Genomic DNA, 21,400 nt, shown 5'->3' with positions numbered 1-21,400 from the left:
TTGAGCCTGCGGGATCGATGAATACTAAGCGATATTCGGAGGGAGAGTCAGCGTTCACTGTCACCGAGCCATCGAGGCTGCAGGGCAACGCAGCGTGAAAGTAGATGCTCAACGGGAGGCCTTTTAGCCCTGCTCGATAGCACCCTGTTACTGTTCATTGCAGGGAGAATAAGGCATAACACTGAGTACCGGAAACATAAAACTGAAAATCAGTGCACACGTACCGACATACCGGGTCCAATCCGAAGTATATGATATCCCCTGAGCATATTCATGGGACGGCCAAAACCAGGACGAGTGTTGAAGTCTTGCCAATCGATTTCCTGCTTGAACTCGTTGACCTCGGGCTTGCGCAAGACGCGCTCAAATTCCTCTACCAAGGCCGCAACGATATCTGGTTTTATGTCTGACGCTCTGGCTGCCCGCTGGATGACGTTCAAGGCATTCGCCAGTCTTCTTTTACCTACGGTCTCGCGCTCGATTTCACGACAAACAGGCGCCTTCTCAGTCGCCCGCTGAAGCTGCGCCTGGACAATTGGGGTAGACTTAAAGACCAGGGCCCGCTTCTTGTTGTTGCATGCTGTGCACGCAGGCATCCAGTTCTCATATGAAGTCAAGTCGAAGTCTTCCGGCAAGCCAAACTCGACTCTGACAGCCTTCAGCTTTGCCGAGTCGTTTTCCAGGCTTTCCGGGATAATATGGTCAACCTCCATCGACATGAGATCGATCGGTTCACCATTCAGGTAGCAATGGTCACCATCGGCACAGAAGACTGCCCAGCGTTCTTCTGGCGTGATCCCTCTTTTTTTCAATTAGCAGATTCCATCCCAAGTGCCCGCCAATACCTATCAAACAAATAGTACCTTGTATCGAACTATAGCGCGACGACAAGGTCGATCCTATATGCTGGCGGCGGGTATGGGGCACCCGACACAGGTTCGGGCGAATCCAAGGGTAAGTCATGTGCATCAAGTTAATCAAAAGCGCGTTCATTAGCCTCGCACTCAAAATCGCCATGCGACGGCCGGCGCCGAATCGCTTCCCGACGTCGCCTCCGCGAGCATTGCAAAACAACTTCTACGAAATCAATCTTGTGGAGGATCAGCCCGGCGTCTACGTGCTGGTTAGGGGCCTTAAACCAAAGGAAGTCTCCGGCTATCGGTTCGATACCACCACAGGAGATCGGACAGAGGTCAATATCCCCAAAAACAACTTGGGGGATTACCGTTTCCAGTCGATCCACTACCTGAAGGGGTACACTTTAACAACTCACTCCGCGTTATTGTTCATTGTCGGGGCCATCATCTGGTTTCCACGGGTGCTGATCTGGATCGACAAGGGGTTTCAGGCCATCTTCAACCGCCGCAATCTGGAGCGTCAGGACAGGTTAAACGTACTCCGTATCTTCCTGGCCAGAACGGTTGAAAAAGACGATTTTGCGATTAGTGAAATTGCTCTCGTACAGATTATCCACAGCAATCGCGGCCTCCATCATCCAAGGCGCTATGAGTTGCTTCGCTACTATCGGCTGCTTATGGAGTCATTTGTCAGCGACGGCTATCTCTCCGAAGCCAAAGGTCTATTCAAGCTACTCCCCGCTGGCTTCTCGGGACTGGCCGAACTTGAGCTTGAGGAGCAACGCTACCAGGGCAATCGCCGCCAGCAGAGCCTAATGGGACTATTCACTTTCGTTCTGGTTTGTATCGGTCTCATACAAGCCTACGCCGCCTACATGGCCATGCCTGTGCCGGGGCCTTGAATCCAAACGTTGCGACGACCAAAAGGCTAGTGCACTAGCCGCCACAGAAACCCAGATAGGTCGGGATCGACCACGCCATCTCGGTAAACGTCGGTACCAACGATGGCCCGGTTCGACAGGTCCACGATGAGATGTACTCCGAGCCTGTACCCATAGTGAAATTTAGGGTCGACGCTTTCGTGCCGGGTCAGCAGGGTCAGTTTCTTGATGTCGCCGGCATGGTCCTTGTTGCCAATGCGGTTGGCCTCAACCGCGAGGATGTTCACTTCAGTGTGGGGAATGTGGACGATGATGTCGGGACGGATGGCCATGCTTTGCAGCTTTCCGTCATCGTCCCGCCAACTGATCTTTTTCAGCATGTCCTCTCCCTCCCGACTGGTCCATTCGGCCGATACCCTCCATTGCCGGAAGAATGGAACCATCTTCATCGCCAAGTCAGGGGTTATCGAGAACTCCTGCGGCGCGGCTCTTATCAGGTCATCATCAGCCAGCATCTCCCGCACCGCGCGTGAGAATTGCCCGAGGATAGCTCTGTCAGGGATTTCCACCATTTCAGCACCGCATCGTTTAGCCGTCCAAGCCTTTAAAAAAGAACGCCGCAACACCTAAGCCGAACATAGAAACCAGCGTGTTCAGCACCGGCGGGACGAGTGCATTGCTTCCGACAGCGGGCATAGTAGCGGCGGCGATCGCAACAAGCACAGCGCCGACACCGCAAAAAAGCGTCAGCACCAAACAAGCGCGAATAAGGGGGGATTTTTCGTTCATTTCTGAGGCTCCTCATCTGCAGATCGAGGAAGCCTAGGATTCAGCCAGGAACTTTCCCCGACCGGTTGCACGGTCGTTCGAAGTTCCTGACACTCCCTATCGAGGTAGCTCGGCATAACCGAACAAAAGGAGTAATTAATGCCAGAAATTATAAGTGACTATGGGTTTCGATTAATCACCCCGCCGTCTCGATAGGGGGCTAACGACGCGGTGCGAGCGTTATTAAGCTCGTATGTCGGATATTTATGCCCGAGCGGTGAGTCGTGCAAGGGCCATCTTGAACGAGATTACGGCCCTAGCGGCGGCAGTGCAGCCAGATCACACTGACCGCCGCGAAAACCGCCCACACCACAGGAACGCAATCACGCATTCCTGTCGGTCGGCCCGTCGGCGCTGGTCCAGCCCTGACACTTTGCGCCGGCGCGGTGTGGACGCTAGAAACCCAAGAGAAAGCGAGGAATCTGAAACCAGTCAAATCCGCAGGCGATTTTGCGCCTGTGCCGGAAGGCCCTCACCTGGCCATCCTTTATAGCCCTATCGACATGGGCACGCAGGAGGGAACCGATCAAGGCAAGCCTGCCAGCCCCAAACGCAAGATTTCGGATGTCAACTTCCGCCTGTTTCTTCCAAGCGGTGTAGGGTTTCGGATAGAAGGCCCCATCGCGTTACCCTTGGCCTTGGGCATGGCGGTGTCTTGTAAGGCAGTGTGAATTCCAGCTATTCAATGATGCGGGAGCAGCCGTCGGCTGGCAATACTTTTTGCCGTGGTAATAGCGGCTGTTCATCTTGGGGGAGTACATGGCGACCAATGTTGTGAATCTGGACGCGCTCATACCGCGGGAAGATTTCTTTATCGAGGGTGGTGGCGAACGGCCGGGATCGAGCGGCCAGGAGCGGATCGACATTCATCACCTCGATAACCACTTTTTCGCAACCCGGATGCGAAAGCCCGACTTTCAGCGGGAAACGGCCGACTGGTCGCCGGATAAGGTGGTGGACCTGGTCCGATCCTTTGTGGACGCCGAGCTGATTCCTGCGGTCATCCTCTGGTCGGCCGGCAATTATTCCTTTGTAATCGACGGCGCTCATCGCCTAAGCGCCCTGCTGGCGTGGGTGCTGGACGATTACGGCGATGGCCGCAAATCCCTGGAGTTCTTTGGCGGCCGTATTTCCGACGACCAGCGCCGTATTGCCGATCGGACCCGAAAAGCGTTGAAATCATCGATCGGCGCTTACAACGAGTATGTGGGAGCAAAGAGCAACCCTTCCGTCCTGCCGCCGCCGATGCAGATCCGGTTCAACAACCTCGCGAACCAGTACATCACGGCCCAGTGGGTTCCCACGGTCGACCGCCTAGTGGCCGAAAAGTCGTTTTTCAAAATCAACGAAGCTGCCACGCCGATCAATCCGACCGAAAAAAAATCCTGAGATCTAGGAAATCCGCGAGCGCCATCGCAGCACGGGCTGTGACGCGGGCGGGCACCGGCCACCAATACTGGTCGCCTTTCGGCCCGGAGAAGCAGGAACGGACCAAAGAGCTTGGCAAGGCGGTCTATCAGGCATTGTACGAACCGCCGATTGATGAAGGCCCAGTCCGCACCCTGGACCTGCCGGTGGCGGGCAAGGGTTACAACGCCCTGCCGTTCGTTTTCGACCTGGTGAACCAGGTCAATAGGGTTTCTGTGCCGGACGGTAAGAGGAAATCCGAACCCGGTCTTCCGGATGAGACCGATGGCGCCGAAACGATCAAATATCTTGAGAGCACTAGCAAGCTCGTGGAGCGCATCACCGGCGACACGCCGGGATCGTTCGGGCTTCATCCTGTCGTCTATTTCTACAGCCGGACCGGCGCCTTCCAGCCGTCCGCATTCTTTGCAGCGTCCCGGTTCATCGAAATGATTATTTTCGGCGGGAAAGTCAGGGAATACCTTGCAGCGCGGGCGCCGTTCGAGCTTTTCCTTCTCAACCACAAGGAACATGTGAGCCTTACGGTCCATAAGTTCGGCGCCGGGGAGCGCAGCGTTCCGCAACTGGTCCTTTATTTTCAAACCGTGATGGCGAAATTCCAGAACGGGAAGTCCGACGCCGATATCCTCGCCAAATTCGCCGAAGACCCCAACTTTCAGTATCTCCTTCCCGCCAAGCCACCTCTGCTCAGAGGGTCAAGCGAGGACAGCGAGAAGAAGACAGGATTTAACCGCGGCACCAAATCAGCGACGTTTATCGGAGCAGCGATTGCTGGTGCCCCGAAATGCGGTCTCTGCGGCGCCATGGTACACAAGAATTCGATGCATATCGACCACAAGCAACGTGTTCGCGAGGGTGGCGGCAACGAATTTACAAACGCGCAGATAACCCATCCGATCTGCGATTCGATGAAAAACTGATCACCATTCCACCCGTCCAGCCAAGCCGCAGTCAGTAGCTAGGAAGGTCTTGCGCCGCTTCTCTGCCCGACCAGGTCCAGCAGGGCGTTAGCCCACCGCAGGGTCAGGCACCTGCCGGGAACCCACACGCTCCACTGCCCGGCAAACGTGAAAAGCACCCTAGAGGCTCGCGGCTTACATTCTCATTGAAGATGGAAAGCTGCGGGCTCGGTCAATTTCGAAGGAAATAGGCTCAGTGCGAAAGTCCTATTTCACACTGTCGGCAATTCAAAGGAATTGTGACGTCTGCTATTAGGAACCTGCAGAACAGTCCGCAATGTCCGATATTGGGCGCAAAGCTCACCTTCACTTCCCGCCATCCATGGGCCGAATTCAGTCAGAATACTGCTTCACTTGGAAGGCAGTGGTGATATGTCCCGAAAGCGGGAGGGCTCACCCTCTCGCAGTCACTGGGTTCGCCAGACCATAGGTGGCCCAGTTTTAGCGGTCTTCAACCGCCGGTAATTTTCAACCGCGCGTTTTTGCTCTCGAGATCATCAAGATAATCGGCCCACCATTGCATCATCTTGCCGCGCTCTTCCCAGTGCTCTGCCCGGGCGTAGGCGCGACGAACGTCGTTGTTCTCAACATGGGCCAGCTGCCGCTCTATGGCGTCCGGATGCCACTTTCCGCATTCGTTTAGCAGAGTTGATGCCGTTGCCCGAAAACCGTGCGCGGTAGCTTCTTCCTTGCCGTAGCCCATACGGCGCAGGGCGGCGTTGAGCGTGTTGTCGGAAATCGGACGCGAACCGGATCGAACACTAGGAAACAAAAGCGATCCACCACCAGAGATTTCTCTAAGTGAGGTCAGGACGCTGACGGCCTGCCTGGAAAGAGGTACGCGGTGCGGCCGTCGCATCTTCATGCGTCCTTCAGGGATGCTCCACACGGATCTCTCGAAATCGAACTCGTCCCATCCGGCCGCGCGCAGCTCGCCGGGGCGGGGAAACAGCAGAGCCATCAGCTTAAGGGCGGCTCGGGTTGTAGGCTGTCCGTCAAATGCATTGATCGCCCTCAGCAAGCCTCCCAAGGCCCTAGGCTCGGTAACGGCGGCACGCGGCGTGACCGTCGGACCGACAAGTGCGCCCCTCAGGGCGATCGTCGGATCTACATCGGCGCGTGCGGTTGCGATTGCATATCGAAACACGCTGCCGATGGTGGAGCGCAATCGCCTGGCCGACTCATATCGACCGCGAACCTCCACGCTGCGGAGAGCGGCAAGAATTGTGGCCGGATCAATCTCCCGAACGCTTTTGTCCCCAAACGTTGGATGGGCAAAGTCTAGCAACCATTTGACTTTAGTGATGGTCCGGTCGGCACGTCCCTCCTTCTTCAGCTTGTCGACGTAGTCCTCTGCGATTGAGCGAAAGGTGTCCTCTGCCGAAGCCTTTTGAGACTTGCGCTCCTGTGCCGGGTCGATGCCACGTAGGAGGAGACGTTTGGCGGTATCGCGCGCCTCGCGTGCCTCAGCGAGAGAGATGAGGGGATAGCTGCCCAACGCCAGAAGCTTCTGCTTGCCGCCAAAACGATAGGCGAGGCGCCATAGGCGAGATCCGGTAGGCTGAACCCAAAGCTGCAGCCCGCCACCGTCAGACAATTTCACGAGCTTGGAAGCGGGGCGGGCATTTCGGCATTTTACGTCGGAAAGCGCCATTTTCGGGAGCTCCATTTGGCTGCATCGATACCATCAGGATCTCCAATACCATCGAAAATACCAGCCCTCCGCCTCGTTGGACCAGCTACGCCGAAATCCCTCAAAACACGACCAACCGCGCCGTGGGTGTGAAAATCACCAACGATTTCAGATATTTGCCGAGACAAAAGCGTAGATGCTTCGGCGAAAGAGACTGTCGGGAGAAGGGGGGATGGTGCCCAGAGGCGGATTCGAACCACCGACACGCGGATTTTCAGTCCGCTGCTCTACCAACTGAGCTATCTGGGCCTGTTCCGGCTAACGAAAACTCGCGCTCCGGATTTCATGGAAGCGCCGTGGGCGTCCCCTTGAAAGCGCGTGGGTTATAGCATGGGAATCCGGCCTGTCCAGCGCCCAGATGTGGATTTCCGGCAGGAAAAGAAGTGCCGCCCGATCCGCTGGTTTCCGCGCCTCGCCGCCGCTATCGGGCGCCCGCCAATCCCTTGCGAAAATCCGTAGGTGTCATGCCGGCGAGCTTCCGGAACGACTTGTTGAAGGCGCTGAGCGAACCGAAGCCCGAATCCATCGCGACCCTGAGCACATTGGCGTCCTGGTGCATGAGCAGCGCCTGCGCATAGCTCAGCCGCAACAGGTTGACATATTCGTTGAGCGTCATGCCGGTCGATTTCTTGAAGATGCTCATGGCGTATTTGGGATGGAGGTCGGCGGCCGCCGCTATGTTCATGCAATCGATGTCGTAGAGGAAATTCTCGGCGATGAAATCGCACATGCGCCCGACATTGCGCGACGACTGCTGGTCGAACGGGCTGCCCGCTTCCTGTCCGGCCGCGTTTTCCGGCACCAGCCTGTAGGGCTCGAACCGTACCCGCTCCAGCCGCAGCAACAGTTCGTTGACGGCGTGCTCTGCCCTGGCCGGGTCGCCGGAGCGGGCGTAGCGGTTCCAGCGGTCGAAATTATCGTTGTCGGACTGATCGGTGGCGCTGGTCACCAGCGTGGCACCCGTCATCAGCCGGTGACGTATGTCAGCCGGCAGATGCAGCCGGAAGAAATGCACCAGCGGCAGATGCGCGCCGGCATAGATGGCGTCGTCGCTCAAATCGTCCATCTGGTGCGGCAGTCCGCCCCAGAACAGACACATCTCACCGGCCGAAAGCGAGATTTCGTGGTCGTTCATGCGGTAATGCACGCTGCCGCGCACGATGAAGTTCACCTCGACCTGCGCATGCCAATGCGGCTTGAGCATCACCAGGGGAGCGGTGTGGAACATCTGCAACAGCAGCGGCATTCCTTCCACGCTGCTGGCGCCAGGCTGGTAAAACGGCCGGTCCGGCATCTTACTTTCCGCCAATTTCGTATTCCCTTTGTCGGGGACAAGCCTTCCGCGCCGCATAGTCTAGCCCGGCTCGCAGAGAGAGCAAATGAAATGGGAGGATTTCAATGCGCATCACACTGTCCTGCGCCGCGCTCGCGCTTGCCTTGGGCTCAGCCCCGGCCTTCGCGCAATCGGGCGAAATCACCATCTGGAGCTGGAACATCGCCGCCTCGTCGCTGAAGGCGACGATTGCCGGGTTCAACAAGCTGCATCCTGACATCAAGGTCACCGTCCAGGATCTCGGCAACCAGCCGACCTATGACAAATCGATCGCCGGATGCGCCGCCGGCGGCGTCGGCCTGCCTGATGTCGTCACTATCGAGAACGGCGAGGCCGAGAATTACTGGAGCCAATTTCCCGATTGCTTTGTCGACCTGCACACGCTGGGCTACAGCGCCGAGGACCAGGCGAAATTCCCCGATTTCAAGCGCACCGAGCTCGAAGTCGGCGACAAGGCCTATGCGATGCCGTGGGATTCCGGCCCGGTCGCCGCCTTCTACCGCCGCGACTTCTACGAAAAGGCGGGCGTCGATCCGGCGTCGATCAAGACCTGGGACGATTTCATTGCCGCCGGCAAGAAGATGCAGGCCGCCAATCCCGGCGTCACGATGACCAACGCCGACTTCAACGGCGACACCGAATTCTTCCGCATGATCTCCAATGAACAGGGCTGCGGCTATTTCTCCGAGGATGGCCAGTCGATCACGGTGAACCAGCCGAAATGCATCGATACGCTGGCCAAGATCAAGGAGATGAAGGACGCCGGCGTCATCTCCTCGGCCGACTGGGGCACCAAGATCACCAACAACACCGCCGGCACCGTCGCCACCCAGGTCTATGGCGGCTGGTATGAAGGCACCATCCGCACCGAATCGGCCGGCGAAAACGGCAAATGGGGCGTCTACCTGATGCCGAGCCTTACCGCCGACGGGCCACGCGCCGCCAATCTCGGCGGGTCGTCGCTGGCCATCACTTCCGGGTCGAAGAACAAGGAAGCGGCTTACGAGTACCTGAAATACACGCTCGAAACCAATGAGGGGCAGATCACCATGCTGAAGGAGTTCGGCCTCGTTCCCTCGCTGGTCTCGGCGCTGAACGACCCCTACGTCTCTGAAGGCCTGCCCTATTGGGGCGGCCAGGCGGTGTGGAAGGACATCCTCGCCACCCTGCCCAAGATCGTCCCCAGCCGCGGCACGCAGTTCCAGAGCGACGCGGAGATCATCATGCGCGCGGTGCAGACCAAATATCTCGCCGGCGGCTATCCCGATGCCAAGGCGGCACTCGACGATGCCGCCGGCCAGATCGCGGCGGCGACCGGACTGCCGGTCAAGTCATAACCTCCGAGACGGGGTCCGGGCAGGCATGCGCCGCCCGGACCCGACCGCGGCCCGCGGGGCTTCCTCGCGGGACGTGTGAAATGTCGCATGTCCCGACCAACCGGTTGCCGCTGCGCGCGGGACCACAGCTTGAAACGCCGACGAGAGAAGGAGGAGCACGATGCGCAACCGCAACGCCACGGCCTATCGTTTCCTCGCGCCCTATTTGCTGATCTTCTCCGTCTTCTGGGTATGGCCGATCATCTCTTCGTTCCTGATCTCGTTCCAGGCGACGCGCACCGTGCCCTGGCGCTTTGCGCCCGGCTTCAACTGGGGCCGGCTGATCGGCGATCCGGCCTTCTTCAATGCCTTGAAGAACACGCTGCTCATCCTCGTCATCCAGGTGCCGGTGATGATCGCGCTGGCGATGGTGATGGCCGTGCTTTTGAATTCGCCGCTCCTGAAGGCGAGAGGACTTTACCGCTTCGCCTTCTTCGCTCCCGTGGTGGTCGGCGAGGTCGCCTATTCCGCGGTGTTCCGGCTGATGTTCAACCTCGATTTCGGCATCATCAACAAGCTCCTGAACAGCGTTGGGCTGCCCAAGATCGACTGGTTCTCCAATGTCACGCCGGCCATGGCGCTGATCATGATCGCGGTCACCTGGCGCTGGGCCGGCTACAACGCCATCATCCTTCTGGCCGGCATGCAGTCCATCCCCGAGGACGTCTACGAGGCGGCGACGCTCGACCGCGTCAGCAAGCTCAAGCAGTTCTTCTTCATCACCTTGCCGCTGTTGAAGCCGGTCATCGTGTTCTGCACCGTGCTGTCGATCATCGGCACCATGCAGCTGTTCACCGAGCCGTTCCTGATCACCGAACGCGGCGGACCGGGCGGCGGCACCGAGACGCTCGGCCTGCTGCTCTATCGCCAGGGCTTCCGGTCGCTCAATTTCGGCTACGCCTCGGCCGTCGCCTACACCATGGCGGGGTTGGCGATCGCCATCACCCTGGTGCAACTGTGGCTGATGAGGGAACCGAAATGAGCTCGCTCGCCTCGGCCAGGCTGAAGCGCAGCCTTTTGCTGCATCTTTTCCTCACGCCATTGGCGCTGATCTGGCTGTTTCCGCTATGGATGATGATCGTGTTCTCGACCATGCCGGACAACGGCATCTTCAGCCCCGGCATCGAGTTGCTGCCGCACGGCAATTTCGTGGACAATTTCAACAACCTGCAGCGCGACACCGACTTTGTCGGCGCGATTTTCATCTCCGTCTCGGTGGCGGTCACCTACACTTTTCTGTCAGTGCTGCTGACGTCGATGGCCGGCTGGGCGCTGGCGCGTTACCGGTTCGTCGGCAAGGGCTTGGTCGTCGCCATCATCCTGGGCACCATCACGCTTCCCTATGCGGTGGTGCTGATCCCGCAATTCATCATGGTGGCGCGCGATTTCAAGCTCGCCAACACCTGGGTGGCGTTGATCGTGCCGCCGCTGTTCAATTCGCTGGGCGTCCTGTTCATGCGCCAGAGCTTTTCCATGATGCCCGATGACCTGTTCGATGCCGCCCGCGTCGAAGGCGTGAAGGAGTGGCGCATCTTCGTCTTCATCGCGCTGCCGCTGGCGCGGCCGATGCTGGCCGCCCTTTGCATCATTCTGTTCCTGGCGTCCTGGAACAATTATCTCTGGCCGCTTTTGATCAACAGCCAGCCCGGCGCGATGACCGCACCGGTGGCGCTCGGCACGCTGATCGGCCTCACCAAAGTGTCGTGGGGCGGCATCATGGCGGGCGCGGTAATGCTGACGGTGCCGATGCTGATCGTGTTCGTGCTGCTGCAACGCCATTTCATTGTCGGCATCGCCGCCGGCGCGGTCAAGTAAGGGTAGGCATGGCAACCGTCACGCTCACGAATGTCGTCAAGCGCTTCGGCGTTTTCGAGGTCGTCCATGGCGCCAACATCGACATCAGGGATGGCGAGTTCGTCGTCTTCGTCGGCCCGTCTGGCTGCGGCAAGTCCACGCTGCTCAGGATGATCGCCGGGCTGGAGGATATCAGCGATGGCGAGATCGCCATCGGCGGCAAGGTGGTCAATGATGTCGAGCCGGCCGACCGCGGCATCGCCATGGTGTTCCAGTCCTACGCGCTCTATCCGCATATGAACGTGGAGCAGAATCTCTCCTTCGGCCTGCGTATGACCGGCAATCCGAAGGCCGACACCGACCGCAGGGTGAAACGGGCGGCCGAGATCCTGCGCATCAGCGAATTGATGGAGCGCCGTCCGAAGAAACTCTCCGGCGGCCAGCGCCAGCGCGTTGCCATCGGCCGCGCCATCGTGCGCGAGCCGCAGGTGTTCCTGTTCGACGAGCCGCTGTCCAACCTCGACGCCGAACTGCGCGTCCAGATGCGGGTCGAGATCTCGCGCCTGCACAAGGAGCTCGGCACCACCATGGTCTATGTCACGCACGACCAGACCGAGGCGATGACGCTCGCCGACCGGATCGTCGTGCTGCGCGGCGGCCATGTCGAGCAGATCGGCCGCCCGCTCGATCTTTATGACAATCCCGACAATCAGTTCGTGGCCGGTTTCGTCGGCTCGCCGAAGATGAATTTCATCAAGGGCCGCGTGGTCGGCTGCGATGCGCGCGGCGTCCTGGTGGAACTCGCTGGCCAGGAGAAGACCCGCATCACGCAGCCGCTGACGGGCGCCGCGCCCGCAATCGGCAGCAAGGTCATCGTTGGCGTGCGGCCCGAACATTTTGGCAGCGCCGGAGAAGGCGACGCCGATCTTGCCGTCACCATCGATGTGGTCGAGCACCTGGGCGGCACGAGCTTTCTCTACGCCAGAACGGCCAATGGCGAGGACGTGGTGATCCAGCGCGACGCGGCCAAGGTCCCCGAGACATCAGAGATCATCGTATCCATCCGCAAATCCTACCTGTTCGACGAAAAAGGGCTGCGGCTGCGCTGATCGGCTGCCCTTCCCATCCCGCAAGGAGAATGACAATGACTGCAACCACGCCCATCCGCTGGGGCATTCTCGGCCCGGGCAGCATCGCCAAGGCCTTCGCCGGCGGCGTCGCCGGCTCCCGCAACGGAAAGCTGGTCGCCATCGGTGCGCGCGATCCGGGCAAGCCGGGCCTGGCGCAGAGCTTTCCCGGCGCGCGCATTCTCGAGGGCTACGAAGCATTGCTCACTGACGCGGAAATCGACGCGATCTACATTTCGGTCCCGCACCCGGGCCACGCGCAATGGGCGATCCGGGCGGCGGGCGCGGGAAAGCATGTGCTGTGCGAAAAGCCGCTGGCGCTGACCGCGTTCGAGGCCGACGCCATGATGCATGCGGCGCGCAAGGCCGGCACCTTTCTCGGCGAGGCCTTCATGTACCGGCTGCACCCGCAGACGCTGAAGCTGGTGGAACTGATCAAATCCGGCGTCATCGGCGAGATCAGGATGATCAAGTCGAGCTTCGGTTTTGCCATGCCTGATTTCATGCCGCAGCACCGGCTTTATGCCAACGACCTCGCCGGCGGCGGCATCCTGGACGTCGGCGGCTATCCCGTCTCGATGGCGCGGCTGATTGCCGGCGCCGCGGCCGGCAAGCCGTTCCTCGAGCCGGACAAGGTGACCGGCGTTGCCCATCTTGGCCAGTCCGGCGTCGACGAATGGGCGTCCGCGCTGCTGCATTTTCCAGGTGGCATCCTCGCCGAGGTCTCCTGCAGCATCTCGCTCAACCAGGACAATGTGCTCAGGATTTTCGGTACCAGGGGCCGCATCGAAGTGCCGGATTTCTGGTTCGCCGGCGGCGACCGCGATGTCGGCCTCGGCCGGATCAATGTGATCGGCGCGGACGGCGTGCGCGAAACCATCAGCGTGAACGAAAAGCGTCACGTCTATTCCTTCGAAGTCGACGCCGCCGGGGACGCCATCCTTGCCGGCCGGCAGGAGTTCGCCTGGCCGGGCATGGCCTGGGCCGACAGCCTCGGCACCTTGCGCGTGCTCGACAGATGGCGCGCGGCCGTGGGGCTGGAATACGAGATCGAAAAGGCCCCGCTGCGCACCAACACCATCTCCGGCCGGCCCTTGCGCCCCGGCGGCACGGCGATCGCCAAGCGCGGCATTCCGGGCCTGTCGAAGCCGGCCTCGGTCGTGGCGCTCGGTTTCGAGGATTTCCGCACCTTCTCCTCGGGTTCGATCCTGCTCGATGCCTTCTTCGAGGCAGGCGGCAATCTGTTCGACACCGGCTATGTCTATGGCGGCGGCTACACCGAGACGCTGCTTGGGCTATGGCTGAAGAACCGTGGCGTGCGTGAGCAATCGGTGGTCATCGCCAAGGGTGCGCATTCCCCGCTCTGCTATCCCGACGTGATCGGCAAGCAGCTCGACCAGTCGCTCGACCGCCTGCAAACCGACCATGTCGATATCTATTTCATGCATCGCGACAATCCGGACGTGCCCGTCGGAGAATTCGTCGATGCGATGGACCGCGAGGTCAAGGCAGGCCGCATCCGTGGCCCGTTCGGCGGCTCGAACTGGACGATGCAGCGCATGGACGAGGCGATCGCCTATGCCGAGCGCACCGGCAAGCAAAAGCCCGGTGCGCTCTCCAACAACTTCTCGCTGGCTGAAATGCTGGAGCCGATCTGGGCCGGTTGCGTGACCTCCTCCACCGATGACTGGAAGGCCTGGCTGACCACCCGGCAGATGCCGAATTTCGCCTGGTCGAGCCAAGGGCGCGGCTTCTTCACCGAACGCGCCGGGCGCGACCGGCGCGACAATGAAGAACTGGTGCGGGTCTGGTACTCGGAGCGCAATTTCGGCCGCCGCGACCGGGCGATCGAACTTGCCGCGCGGCTGGGCAAGAGCCCGATCCATATTGCGCTCGCCTATGTGCTCAACCAGCCTTTCCCATCGGTGCCGTTGATCGGCCCGCGCACGCTGGGCGAACTGGACGACAGCTTGCGCGCCCTCGACATCGCGCTTTCACCTGCCGATCTCCAATGGCTGGACGGCGGCAGCCGGCAAGCGGCGTAGTGCATGTCATGCAAGGCTGCGCTGGACGGCGACGGGGTCAGGTCTCGTCGTCGGACACCCTGATGTCGCGCCTGGCCGGAACCCTCATGCTGGCATACATGCCGGTGGTGCGGAACTGGCCCGGGCTAATGCCGTAACAGCGGCGGAAGACCTTCGAGAAATAGTTCGCGTCCTCGAAGCCGCACAGGATGGCGACTTCCTTCACGGGCAGGAAGTCAGCCTTGGTCAAAAGCTTGGCGGCGCGTTGCAGCCGCTGCTGCAGTACGAACTCCGCGGGCGGGATGCCTTCGCTCTCGGCGAAGCAGCGCGAGAAGTGCGCCCGGCTGAGGCCGCTGATCTGGACGAGGTCCGCTACCGGCAGCGGCCTGTCGAGATTGGCGTTGATGTGGTCGATGACCGGCTGCATGGCGCTCTGCTTCTCCGCAAAGGCGTGCGAGCCGAAGACATCGTCGTAGAGCGCCATCGCCGCCTCATAGGCGATCGCTGAAGCCGCCCCCGGCGCAGCGGCCCCGTTGATGAGACGCAGGCTGCAATCGGCGAGATGATCGATCGTCTCCGGCTGCAGCCGGAACACCGGACCCGAGACGTCGAGGATCGATTTGTGGATGCGCAGCGCCTCCTCGCCATTCATCGAGATCCAGAAATATTCCCAGCGCTCGTCCTTGGCCAGCCAGTAGCGGTGGTTGTGCGGCACCAGCACCAGCAGCGTGTCGTTCTGCTGCAGGCGATAGTCGCGGTTCTCATAGCGAAGCCGGCCGCTTCCGTTGATCGTGTGCTGGAGCACGGTGAATGGCGTCTGGCCGCGCTTGCGCCCGTCCCAATCATAGATTTCGCCTTCGCGCACTTCGTAGCCGGTGCTCGTCGGCATGGCATGCAGGCGCTGGCGACCGCGCGGCAGCGAGATCGTGCGCATCGACTGTCCGTTGGCGATCAGATCCCGCAGCACAAAATTACCCTTGAAAGCATAATCCTTCTCTGGCCGCGCTCGCGAATAAGCGCATAATCCATCCCCGAAGAACGTGAAGAACCCGCGGTCGAGGAGCGGGCGGGAGGAGAAAAGCCGGAATTCGGCTCGATTGGCACGCGCGCCTTGGCGTGTGGCCATATCCTCCCTTGCTGCTCCTTGCCTAGCATCCGATCGGATCGAGGTGAAGGTGATGAGTTTCAAAATCGCTATTATCGGCGCCGGCAGCGTCGGCTTCACCAAGAAACTGTTCACCGACATACTGTGCGTGCGGGAATTCAAGGGTATCGAATTCGCGCTGACCGATGTCAGCGAGCACAATCTCCAGATGATCAAGGCGATCCTCGACCGGATCGTCGAGGCCAACAAATTGCCGACCAAGGTGACGGCGACGACAGACCGCCGCAAGGCGCTCGAGGGCGCTCGTTATGTCATCAGCTGTGTGCGGGTCGGTGGCCTCGAAGCCTATGCCGACGATATCAGGATCCCCTTGAAATACGGCATCGACCAATGCGTCGGCGACACGATCTGCGCCGGCGGCATCCTCTATGGCCAGCGCAACATCCCGGTGATCCTCGATTTCTGCAAGGATATACGCGATGTCGCCGAGACCGATGCGAAATTCCTCAACTATGCCAACCCGATGGCGATGAACACCTGGGCGGCGATCGAGTACGGCAAGGTCGACACGGTCGGGCTGTGCCACGGCGTCCAGCACGGCGCCGAGCAGATCGCCGAGGTGCTGGGCGCGAAGTCGCCTCGGGAGCTCGACTATGTCTGTTCCGGCATAAACCACCAGACCTGGTTCATCGAGTTGCGCCTGAACGGTCGCGAAATCGGCAAGGACGAGCTGGTCGCCGCCTTCGAGGCGCATCCGGTCTATTCCAGGCAGGAGAAACTGCGCATAGACGTGTTGAAGCGCTTCGGCGTTTATTCGACCGAAAGCAACGGCCACCTGTCCGAGTATCTTCCCTGGTACCGCAAGCGTCCGGACGAGATCACCCGCTGGATCGACATGTCCGACTGGATCCATGGCGAGACGGGCGGCTATCTCCGTTATTCCACCGAGACCCGCAACTGGTTCGAGACGGAATATCCGCAATTCCTCGAAGCGGCGTCGAAGCCGATCGATCCGTCAAAACGCTCCAACGAGCATGCCAGCCACATCTTGGAGGCGCTGGAGACCAACCGCGTCTATCGCGGCCACTTCAACGTCAAGAATGACGGTGTCATCACCAATTTGCCGCAGGACGCCATCGTCGAATCGCCCGGCTTCGTCGACCGCTTCGGCATCAACATGGCGGCCGGCATCACCTTGCCGGAAGCATGTGCCGCGACCTGCATATCCTCGATCAATGTCCAGCGCATGTCGGTGCATGCCGCCATATCCGGCGACATCGACCTGCTCAAGCTTGCCGTGCTGCATGACCCGCTGGTTGGTGCGGTATCGACACCGGAGGAGGTCTGGCAGATGGTCGACGAAATGGTCGTCGCTGAAGCCGCCTGGCTGCCGCAATATGCGCACGCCGTTCCGGCGGCAAAAGAGAGGTTGTCGAAATCCAGGGTCAAGACCCGCGAATGGGCGGGCGCCGCTTGGCGCAGCGTCCGCTCGATCGAGGAGTTGCGCGCCGAAAAGGCCGCGCTGAAGCAGGCCGGCTGAAAACCCAGGTGGCGGCGACGGGCCTGCGGGAGACAGGTCCGCCGCGGTCGCCGTCCGGGCAGAAGACGAGCAGCAGCAAAACAAAACGTCCGAACACGAGGGAGGAGACAATGAGGAACCTACGCAGCATTGGCATGGTCGCGGGACTGGCGCTGGGCGTCTCCGTCCCGGCGCTTAACGCTTTCGCCTCCGAGCCGACGGTCCCGCCGGTACCGGCGGCGTTTCCGGCCGAAGGCAAGATCACTTATGTGCCGCGCGACTCCATCCTGGAGTTCAAGGCGCTGCCCGACTATCACGAGCCGGACTGGGTGACCGAGAAATACGTCAAGGCCGGCAAGCTGCCGCCGGTGAAAGACAGGCTGCCGAAGGAGCCCTTGGTTTTCAAGACGGGCAACATGCCTGATGGCATCGGCGTCTACGGCGATACAATGCGCCACGTTATCGGCGGGCGGCCGGAAGGCTGGAACTACGGCGCCGGTCAGACGCAGGGATGGGGCGGCATCGATATCGGCCTGTCCGAATGCCTGACGCGGACCGCGCCGCTGTTCCAGGTCGAGGCCAAGGACACCGAACCGCTGCCCAACCTCGCCAAAAGCTGGGACTGGTCGGCGGATGGCCACAAGCTCACCATGCACCTCGTCGAGGGTGCCAAATGGTCCGACGGCGCGCCCTTCAACTCAGACGACGTCATGTTCTACTGGGACGACGAGGTCGTCGATCCCAATGTCTCGCCGCTCAATGGTGCCACCCAGGAAACCTTCGGGGTCGGCACCACGCTCAAGAAGGTCGACGACTACACCGTCGAGTGGACCTTCAAGGAGGCCTTCCCGAAACAGTATCTTTACGCGATGGCCTACGGCACCTTCTGCCCCGGCCCCGCGCACATATTGAAGCCGCAACATCCGAAATACTCGAAGAACACCTACGACCAGTTCAAGAACGCCTTCCCGCCGGAATATATGAACATGCCGGTCATGGGCGCCTGGGTGCCGGTTGAATACCGGCCAGACGACATCATCGTCATGCGCCGCAATCCCTATTATTGGAAGGTCGATGAGAAGGGCAATCAGCTGCCCTACCTCAACGAGTTACATTACAAGCTGTCCACCTGGGCCGACCGCGATGTCCAGGCGGTGGCCGGCTCGGGCGATTTCTCCAATCTGGAGCAGCCGGAGAACTTCGTCGCCTCGCTGAAGCGGGCCGCGGAGGCGAATGCGCCTGCACGCCTGGCGTTCGGTCCACGGCTGATCGGCTATAATCTGCGCCTCAATTTTTCCGCTAATGGCTGGGGCAACCCGGACGAGCGCGGTCAGGCGATTCGCGAGCTGAACCGCAATGAGGATTTCCGCAAGGCGGTTACCATGGCGCTCGACCGCAAGGCGCTGGGCAACTCCCTGGTCAAGGGGCCGTTCACCGCCATCTACCCCGGCGGCTTGTCCTCCGGCACCAGCTTCTATGACCGCAAGTCGACGGTCTACTATCCCTTCGACCTCGAGGGCGCCAAGGCCGAACTCGCCAAGGCCGGCCTCAAGGATACCGATGGCGACGGCTTCGTGAACTTCCCGGCCGGCACGGCCGGCGGCAAGAATGTCGAGATCGTCATGCTGGTCAACAATGACTACGGCACCGACAAGAGCCTCGCCGAAGGCGTCGTCGCGCAGATGGAGAAACTCGGGCTGCGGATCGTGCTCAACGGTCTCAACGGCACCCAGCGCGATGCCTCGCAATATTCCGGGCGTTTCGACTGGCTGATCCGACGCAACGACCAGGAGCTGACCTCCGTCGTACAGAACACCGTGCAGCTCGCTCCCGTCGGCCCCAAGACCAGCTGGGATCACCGCGCACCTGAAAGCGGCGAGGTCGACCTGATGCCCTTCGAGAAGGACCTCGTCGACATCGTCAACAAATTTGTCACGTCTGAGGACAATGACCAGCGCGCCGCCCTGATGAGAGACTTCCAGAAGATTTCGACGGAGCACGTCTACAATGTCGGCCTGACGGAATATCCCGGTGCGCTGATCGTCAACAAACGCTTCTCCAACGTTCCAAGGGGCACGCCGATCTACATGTTCAACTGGGCAGAGGATTCGATCATCCGCGAGCGGGTCTTCGTGGCGGCCGACAAGCAGGCGAAATACGAATTGTTCCCGGAAGAGCTGCCCGGCAAGCCTGGAGACAAGGGCCCGATGTAAGTTTACCTCCCCTGACTGAGACCTCCGGCCGCGCCGCTGGCGCGGCCGGACAAAGGCAACCTCCGAACGCACCAAAAAGACGCGATCGGTAAGACGAGGAAGCGACCGTCCATGCTGCGATTTCTGCTCATGCGCATAGCGTCGGCAATCCCGGTCCTTGCCATACTGAGCCTCGTCACCTTCGCCATCATCCAGGCACCGCCCGGCGACTATGCCGACTACATCCGCTCGCAGCTGATCAACCAGGGAGGCGCTTCCTTCGCCGAAGCCGACGCTCAGGCCAACGCCTACCGGATCGAACATGGCCTCGATAAGCCGCTGCCCGTCCAGTATCTCAACTGGATCGGCGGCATCGTCACCCGCGGCGATTTCGGCTACAGCCTCTACTACAACAAGCCGGTAGCCGACGTCGTGGGCGAGCGCCTGCCGCGCACCCTCATCCTGGCGCTTGTGTGCCATCTGCTCGCCTCGGTGCTCGGCATCACCTTCGGCATCTGGGCGGCAACCAGGCAATACACCTGGATCGACTCGACACTTTCGGCCATTTCCTTCCTCGGCATGACGGTGCCGCGCTTCCTGATGGCGCTGATCATCGTCTATCTCCTGGTCTTCCAGTTCAACGTCTCGGAGATAGGCAGCTTCTTCTCGCCGCAATATGGCGGTGCGCCATGGTCGTGGGCCAAGTTCGTCGATCTGGTCAAGCATGTCTGGCCGGTGGTCGCGATCGCCACCTTCGGCGGGCTCGCCTACAACATGCGCGTCATGCGCGGCAATCTGCTCGACACGCTGAATGCGCAATATGTCGAGACGGCCAGAGCCAAGGGGCTGACCGGCAGCGCCGTCGTCATGCGACACGCCGTGCCCAATGCGCTGCATCCGCTGGTCATGTATCAGGGCGTGGTGCTGCCCTACATGCTGACCGGCGAAATCGAGACGGCGATCATCTTCGCGCTGCCGACCGTCGGCCCGGCGATCGTCGGCTCGATGGCGGTCGGCGACGTCTATGTCACCGCCACTTTCATGATGGTGCTGTCGGCGACGCTGATCGTCGGCAACATCATCGCCGACATGTTGCTGGTCCTGCTCGATCCGCGCGTGCGCCAGTTCGGGGAGAGCTAGATGTTGGCCCGCAATACATCGCCACCGCCGCTGCCGGCCGAAGGACCCGTCGAGAGACCCGCGCGCGGCAACGAGAGCTACACCGCGCTCGTCTGGCGCCGGCTGAAGCGCTCCTGGACCGGCATGGCGGGGTTCTGGCTCGTCGTGCTGCTGATCCTCATGGCGGTATTCGCCGAGTTCCTGGCGCCGATGGACCCGAAGGTGACCGATGTCGCCTTCGCGCCGCCGCAAACCCCTGTTTTCCACGACAGGGACGGCAATTTCGTCGCCCGGCCCCGGGTCTATGCGCTGGCGGATTCGGCGGATCTCGATCCGGTCACCTTCCAGCCCATCGTCGGCCCCGACTATGATCATCCAAGACTGCTCGGCTTCTTCGTCGAGGGTGCGCCCTACAGGCTCTTCGGGCTCATTGCGGCGAACCGGCATTTCTTCGGCTCGATGGACGGCCAGCCGGTGCATTTCCTCGGCACCGACAAGTTTGGACGCGACGTGCTCTCGCGCGCCATCCACGGCTCGCGAGTCTCGCTGATGATCGCGCTGACGGTGGTCTTCATCATCACCGTCATCGGCACTACGGTCGGCATGGCTTCCGGCTATTTCGGCGGTCGGTTCGATGTCTGGATGCAGCGCTTCGTCGAACTCGTGCTGGCCTTCCCGCAGCTGCCGCTCTATCTGGCGCTGACGACGCTGATCCCGGTCACCGCGCCCACAAACGTCTTCCTCGCCTTCGTCATCATCGTGATGTCGGCGCTGGGCTGGGCGCAGATGTCGCGCGAGGTGCGCGGCAAGACGCTGGCGCTTGCGCGCATTGAATACGTACGTGCCGCCATGGCGGTGGGCGCCACCGACCGGCGCATCATCATGCAGCACATTTTCCCCAATGTGATGAGCCATGTGATCGTCGCGGTGACGTTGGCGATCCCGACGGTTGTGCTGCTCGAATCCTTCCTCGGTTTTCTCGGCTTTGCGGTGAAACCGCCGCTGATCTCCTGGGGGCTGATGCTGCAGGACACCGCGACCTACTCCGTCATAGGCACCTATCCGTGGATACTGTCGCCGGTCGGTTTCGTGCTGGTCACCGTCTTTGCCTTCAACGCGCTGGGCGACGGCCTGCGCGACGCCGTCGATCCTTATTGAGGTGGTT

General features: G+C 60.7%; 18 protein-coding genes and 1 tRNA gene. 12 read left to right on the top strand and 7 right to left on the bottom strand.

Annotation, left to right across the window (positions count from 1 at the left end; all coding sequences use genetic code 11):
* Window positions 1-209 precede the first annotated feature (209 nt).
* The gene (locus ACIU1A_RS20505; RefSeq protein WP_404925137.1) at window positions 210-812 is read right to left on the bottom strand and encodes an HNH endonuclease; all 603 of its coding nucleotides are present in this window, start codon (window positions 810-812) and stop codon (window positions 210-212) included.
* A gap of 149 nt (window positions 813-961) precedes the next feature.
* On the opposite strand from ACIU1A_RS20505, the gene ACIU1A_RS20500 reads away from it, so the two are divergent.
* A complete protein-coding gene (locus tag ACIU1A_RS20500; protein ID WP_404925136.1) occupies window positions 962-1,759 on the top strand; it encodes a hypothetical protein in 798 nt (265 codons plus the stop codon).
* 26 nt (window positions 1,760-1,785) lie between these two features.
* On the opposite strand, the gene ACIU1A_RS20495 is transcribed toward ACIU1A_RS20500, so the two are convergent.
* Together ACIU1A_RS20495 and ACIU1A_RS20490 are read right to left on the bottom strand one after the other, a co-directional pair.
* Complete coding sequence (locus ACIU1A_RS20495) at window positions 1,786-2,310, bottom strand: hypothetical protein (protein WP_404925135.1); 525 nt, start codon at window positions 2,308-2,310, stop codon at window positions 1,786-1,788.
* 16 nt (window positions 2,311-2,326) lie between these two features.
* A complete protein-coding gene (locus ACIU1A_RS20490; protein WP_404925134.1) occupies window positions 2,327-2,527 on the bottom strand; it encodes a hypothetical protein in 201 nt (66 codons plus the stop codon).
* A 798-nt stretch (window positions 2,528-3,325) separates the two neighbouring features.
* On the opposite strand from ACIU1A_RS20490, the gene ACIU1A_RS20485 reads away from it, so the two are divergent.
* The gene (locus tag ACIU1A_RS20485) at window positions 3,326-3,955 is read left to right on the top strand and encodes a DUF262 domain-containing protein (protein WP_404925133.1); all 630 of its coding nucleotides are present in this window, start codon (window positions 3,326-3,328) and stop codon (window positions 3,953-3,955) included.
* A 38-nt stretch (window positions 3,956-3,993) separates the two neighbouring features.
* Window positions 3,994-4,914, top strand: a complete 921-nt coding sequence (locus ACIU1A_RS20480; protein WP_404925132.1) for an HNH endonuclease signature motif containing protein — start codon at window positions 3,994-3,996, stop codon at window positions 4,912-4,914.
* Window positions 4,915-5,404: 490 nt separating this feature from the next.
* On the opposite strand, the gene ACIU1A_RS20475 is transcribed toward ACIU1A_RS20480, so the two are convergent.
* The 3 genes from ACIU1A_RS20475 to ACIU1A_RS20465 all read right to left on the bottom strand — a co-directional run bounded on the left by ACIU1A_RS20475 (window position 5,405) and on the right by ACIU1A_RS20465 (window position 7,940).
* Window positions 5,405-6,607 (bottom strand): tyrosine-type recombinase/integrase, encoded by a 1,203-nt coding sequence (locus ACIU1A_RS20475; protein ID WP_404925131.1) that lies wholly within the window; start codon window positions 6,605-6,607, stop codon window positions 5,405-5,407.
* 212 nt (window positions 6,608-6,819) lie between these two features.
* Window positions 6,820-6,895, bottom strand: a tRNA-Phe gene (locus tag ACIU1A_RS20470).
* Window positions 6,896-7,067: 172 nt separating this feature from the next.
* On the bottom strand, window positions 7,068-7,940 hold the full coding sequence (locus tag ACIU1A_RS20465) for a helix-turn-helix domain-containing protein (protein ID WP_140501013.1): 873 nt from the start codon (window positions 7,938-7,940) through the stop codon (window positions 7,068-7,070).
* Window positions 7,941-8,044: 104 nt separating this feature from the next.
* On the opposite strand from ACIU1A_RS20465, the gene ACIU1A_RS20460 reads away from it, so the two are divergent.
* The 5 genes from ACIU1A_RS20460 (at window position 8,045) to ACIU1A_RS20440 (ending at window position 14,321) form a co-directional block, all read left to right on the top strand.
* Window positions 8,045-9,316 (top strand): extracellular solute-binding protein, encoded by a 1,272-nt coding sequence (locus ACIU1A_RS20460; protein WP_404925130.1) that lies wholly within the window; start codon window positions 8,045-8,047, stop codon window positions 9,314-9,316.
* A 160-nt stretch (window positions 9,317-9,476) separates the two neighbouring features.
* On the top strand, window positions 9,477-10,337 hold the full coding sequence (locus ACIU1A_RS20455) for a carbohydrate ABC transporter permease (protein ID WP_404925129.1): 861 nt from the start codon (window positions 9,477-9,479) through the stop codon (window positions 10,335-10,337).
* Window positions 10,334-11,170 (top strand): carbohydrate ABC transporter permease, encoded by an 837-nt coding sequence (locus tag ACIU1A_RS20450; protein WP_404925128.1) that lies wholly within the window; start codon window positions 10,334-10,336, stop codon window positions 11,168-11,170. The genes ACIU1A_RS20455 and ACIU1A_RS20450 overlap by 4 nt, the downstream gene beginning before the upstream one ends.
* A gap of 8 nt (window positions 11,171-11,178) precedes the next feature.
* Window positions 11,179-12,258 (top strand): ABC transporter ATP-binding protein, encoded by a 1,080-nt coding sequence (locus tag ACIU1A_RS20445; RefSeq protein ID WP_404925127.1) that lies wholly within the window; start codon window positions 11,179-11,181, stop codon window positions 12,256-12,258.
* A 35-nt stretch (window positions 12,259-12,293) separates the two neighbouring features.
* Window positions 12,294-14,321, top strand: coding sequence for an aldo/keto reductase (locus ACIU1A_RS20440; RefSeq protein WP_404925126.1), 2,028 nt, complete (start codon window positions 12,294-12,296; stop codon window positions 14,319-14,321).
* Between the two features lie 37 nt (window positions 14,322-14,358).
* Here the strand turns inward: ACIU1A_RS20440 and ACIU1A_RS20435 are convergent, their stop codons facing one another.
* Window positions 14,359-15,267 (bottom strand): AraC family transcriptional regulator, encoded by a 909-nt coding sequence (locus ACIU1A_RS20435; protein ID WP_181167335.1) that lies wholly within the window; start codon window positions 15,265-15,267, stop codon window positions 14,359-14,361.
* Window positions 15,268-15,478: 211 nt separating this feature from the next.
* Between ACIU1A_RS20435 and ACIU1A_RS20430 the strand changes: the two genes are divergently transcribed.
* The 4 genes from ACIU1A_RS20430 (at window position 15,479) to ACIU1A_RS20415 (ending at window position 21,393) form a co-directional block, all read left to right on the top strand.
* Entirely contained in the window at window positions 15,479-16,945 is a 1,467-nt protein-coding gene (locus ACIU1A_RS20430; RefSeq protein WP_404925125.1) for an alpha-glucosidase/alpha-galactosidase, read from the top strand.
* A gap of 110 nt (window positions 16,946-17,055) precedes the next feature.
* Window positions 17,056-19,137, top strand: a complete 2,082-nt coding sequence (locus ACIU1A_RS20425; RefSeq protein ID WP_140562211.1) for an ABC transporter substrate-binding protein — start codon at window positions 17,056-17,058, stop codon at window positions 19,135-19,137.
* Window positions 19,138-19,248: 111 nt separating this feature from the next.
* Window positions 19,249-20,256 (top strand): ABC transporter permease, encoded by a 1,008-nt coding sequence (locus tag ACIU1A_RS20420; RefSeq protein ID WP_140686535.1) that lies wholly within the window; start codon window positions 19,249-19,251, stop codon window positions 20,254-20,256.
* A complete protein-coding gene (locus tag ACIU1A_RS20415; RefSeq protein ID WP_404925124.1) occupies window positions 20,257-21,393 on the top strand; it encodes an ABC transporter permease in 1,137 nt (378 codons plus the stop codon).
* The last annotated feature ends 7 nt before the right edge of the window (window positions 21,394-21,400 follow it).

This window comes from Mesorhizobium maamorense (assembly GCF_044998965.1).
Taxonomy (GTDB): Bacteria; Pseudomonadota; Alphaproteobacteria; order Rhizobiales; family Rhizobiaceae; genus Mesorhizobium.
Note: the sequence above shows the minus strand (reverse complement) of the source record. Positions and strands in the feature narration are given on the sequence as shown.

Coding starts and splice junctions, on each gene's coding strand:
- ACIU1A_RS20500 (WP_404925136.1), top strand. CDS start 962: ATGTGCATCAAGTTAATCAAAAGCGCGTTCATTAGCCTCGCACTCAAA.
- ACIU1A_RS20495 (WP_404925135.1), bottom strand. CDS start 2,310: ATGGTGGAAATCCCTGACAGAGCTATCCTCGGGCAATTCTCACGCGCG.
- ACIU1A_RS20490 (WP_404925134.1), bottom strand. CDS start 2,527: ATGAACGAAAAATCCCCCCTTATTCGCGCTTGTTTGGTGCTGACGCTT.
- ACIU1A_RS20485 (WP_404925133.1), top strand. CDS start 3,326: ATGGCGACCAATGTTGTGAATCTGGACGCGCTCATACCGCGGGAAGAT.
- ACIU1A_RS20475 (WP_404925131.1), bottom strand. CDS start 6,607: ATGGCGCTTTCCGACGTAAAATGCCGAAATGCCCGCCCCGCTTCCAAG.
- ACIU1A_RS20465 (WP_140501013.1), bottom strand. CDS start 7,940: ATGCCGGACCGGCCGTTTTACCAGCCTGGCGCCAGCAGCGTGGAAGGA.
- ACIU1A_RS20460 (WP_404925130.1), top strand. CDS start 8,045: ATGCGCATCACACTGTCCTGCGCCGCGCTCGCGCTTGCCTTGGGCTCA.
- ACIU1A_RS20455 (WP_404925129.1), top strand. CDS start 9,477: ATGCGCAACCGCAACGCCACGGCCTATCGTTTCCTCGCGCCCTATTTG.
- ACIU1A_RS20450 (WP_404925128.1), top strand. CDS start 10,334: ATGAGCTCGCTCGCCTCGGCCAGGCTGAAGCGCAGCCTTTTGCTGCAT.
- ACIU1A_RS20445 (WP_404925127.1), top strand. CDS start 11,179: ATGGCAACCGTCACGCTCACGAATGTCGTCAAGCGCTTCGGCGTTTTC.
- ACIU1A_RS20440 (WP_404925126.1), top strand. CDS start 12,294: ATGACTGCAACCACGCCCATCCGCTGGGGCATTCTCGGCCCGGGCAGC.
- ACIU1A_RS20430 (WP_404925125.1), top strand. CDS start 15,479: ATGAGTTTCAAAATCGCTATTATCGGCGCCGGCAGCGTCGGCTTCACC.
- ACIU1A_RS20425 (WP_140562211.1), top strand. CDS start 17,056: ATGAGGAACCTACGCAGCATTGGCATGGTCGCGGGACTGGCGCTGGGC.
- ACIU1A_RS20420 (WP_140686535.1), top strand. CDS start 19,249: ATGCTGCGATTTCTGCTCATGCGCATAGCGTCGGCAATCCCGGTCCTT.
- ACIU1A_RS20415 (WP_404925124.1), top strand. CDS start 20,257: ATGTTGGCCCGCAATACATCGCCACCGCCGCTGCCGGCCGAAGGACCC.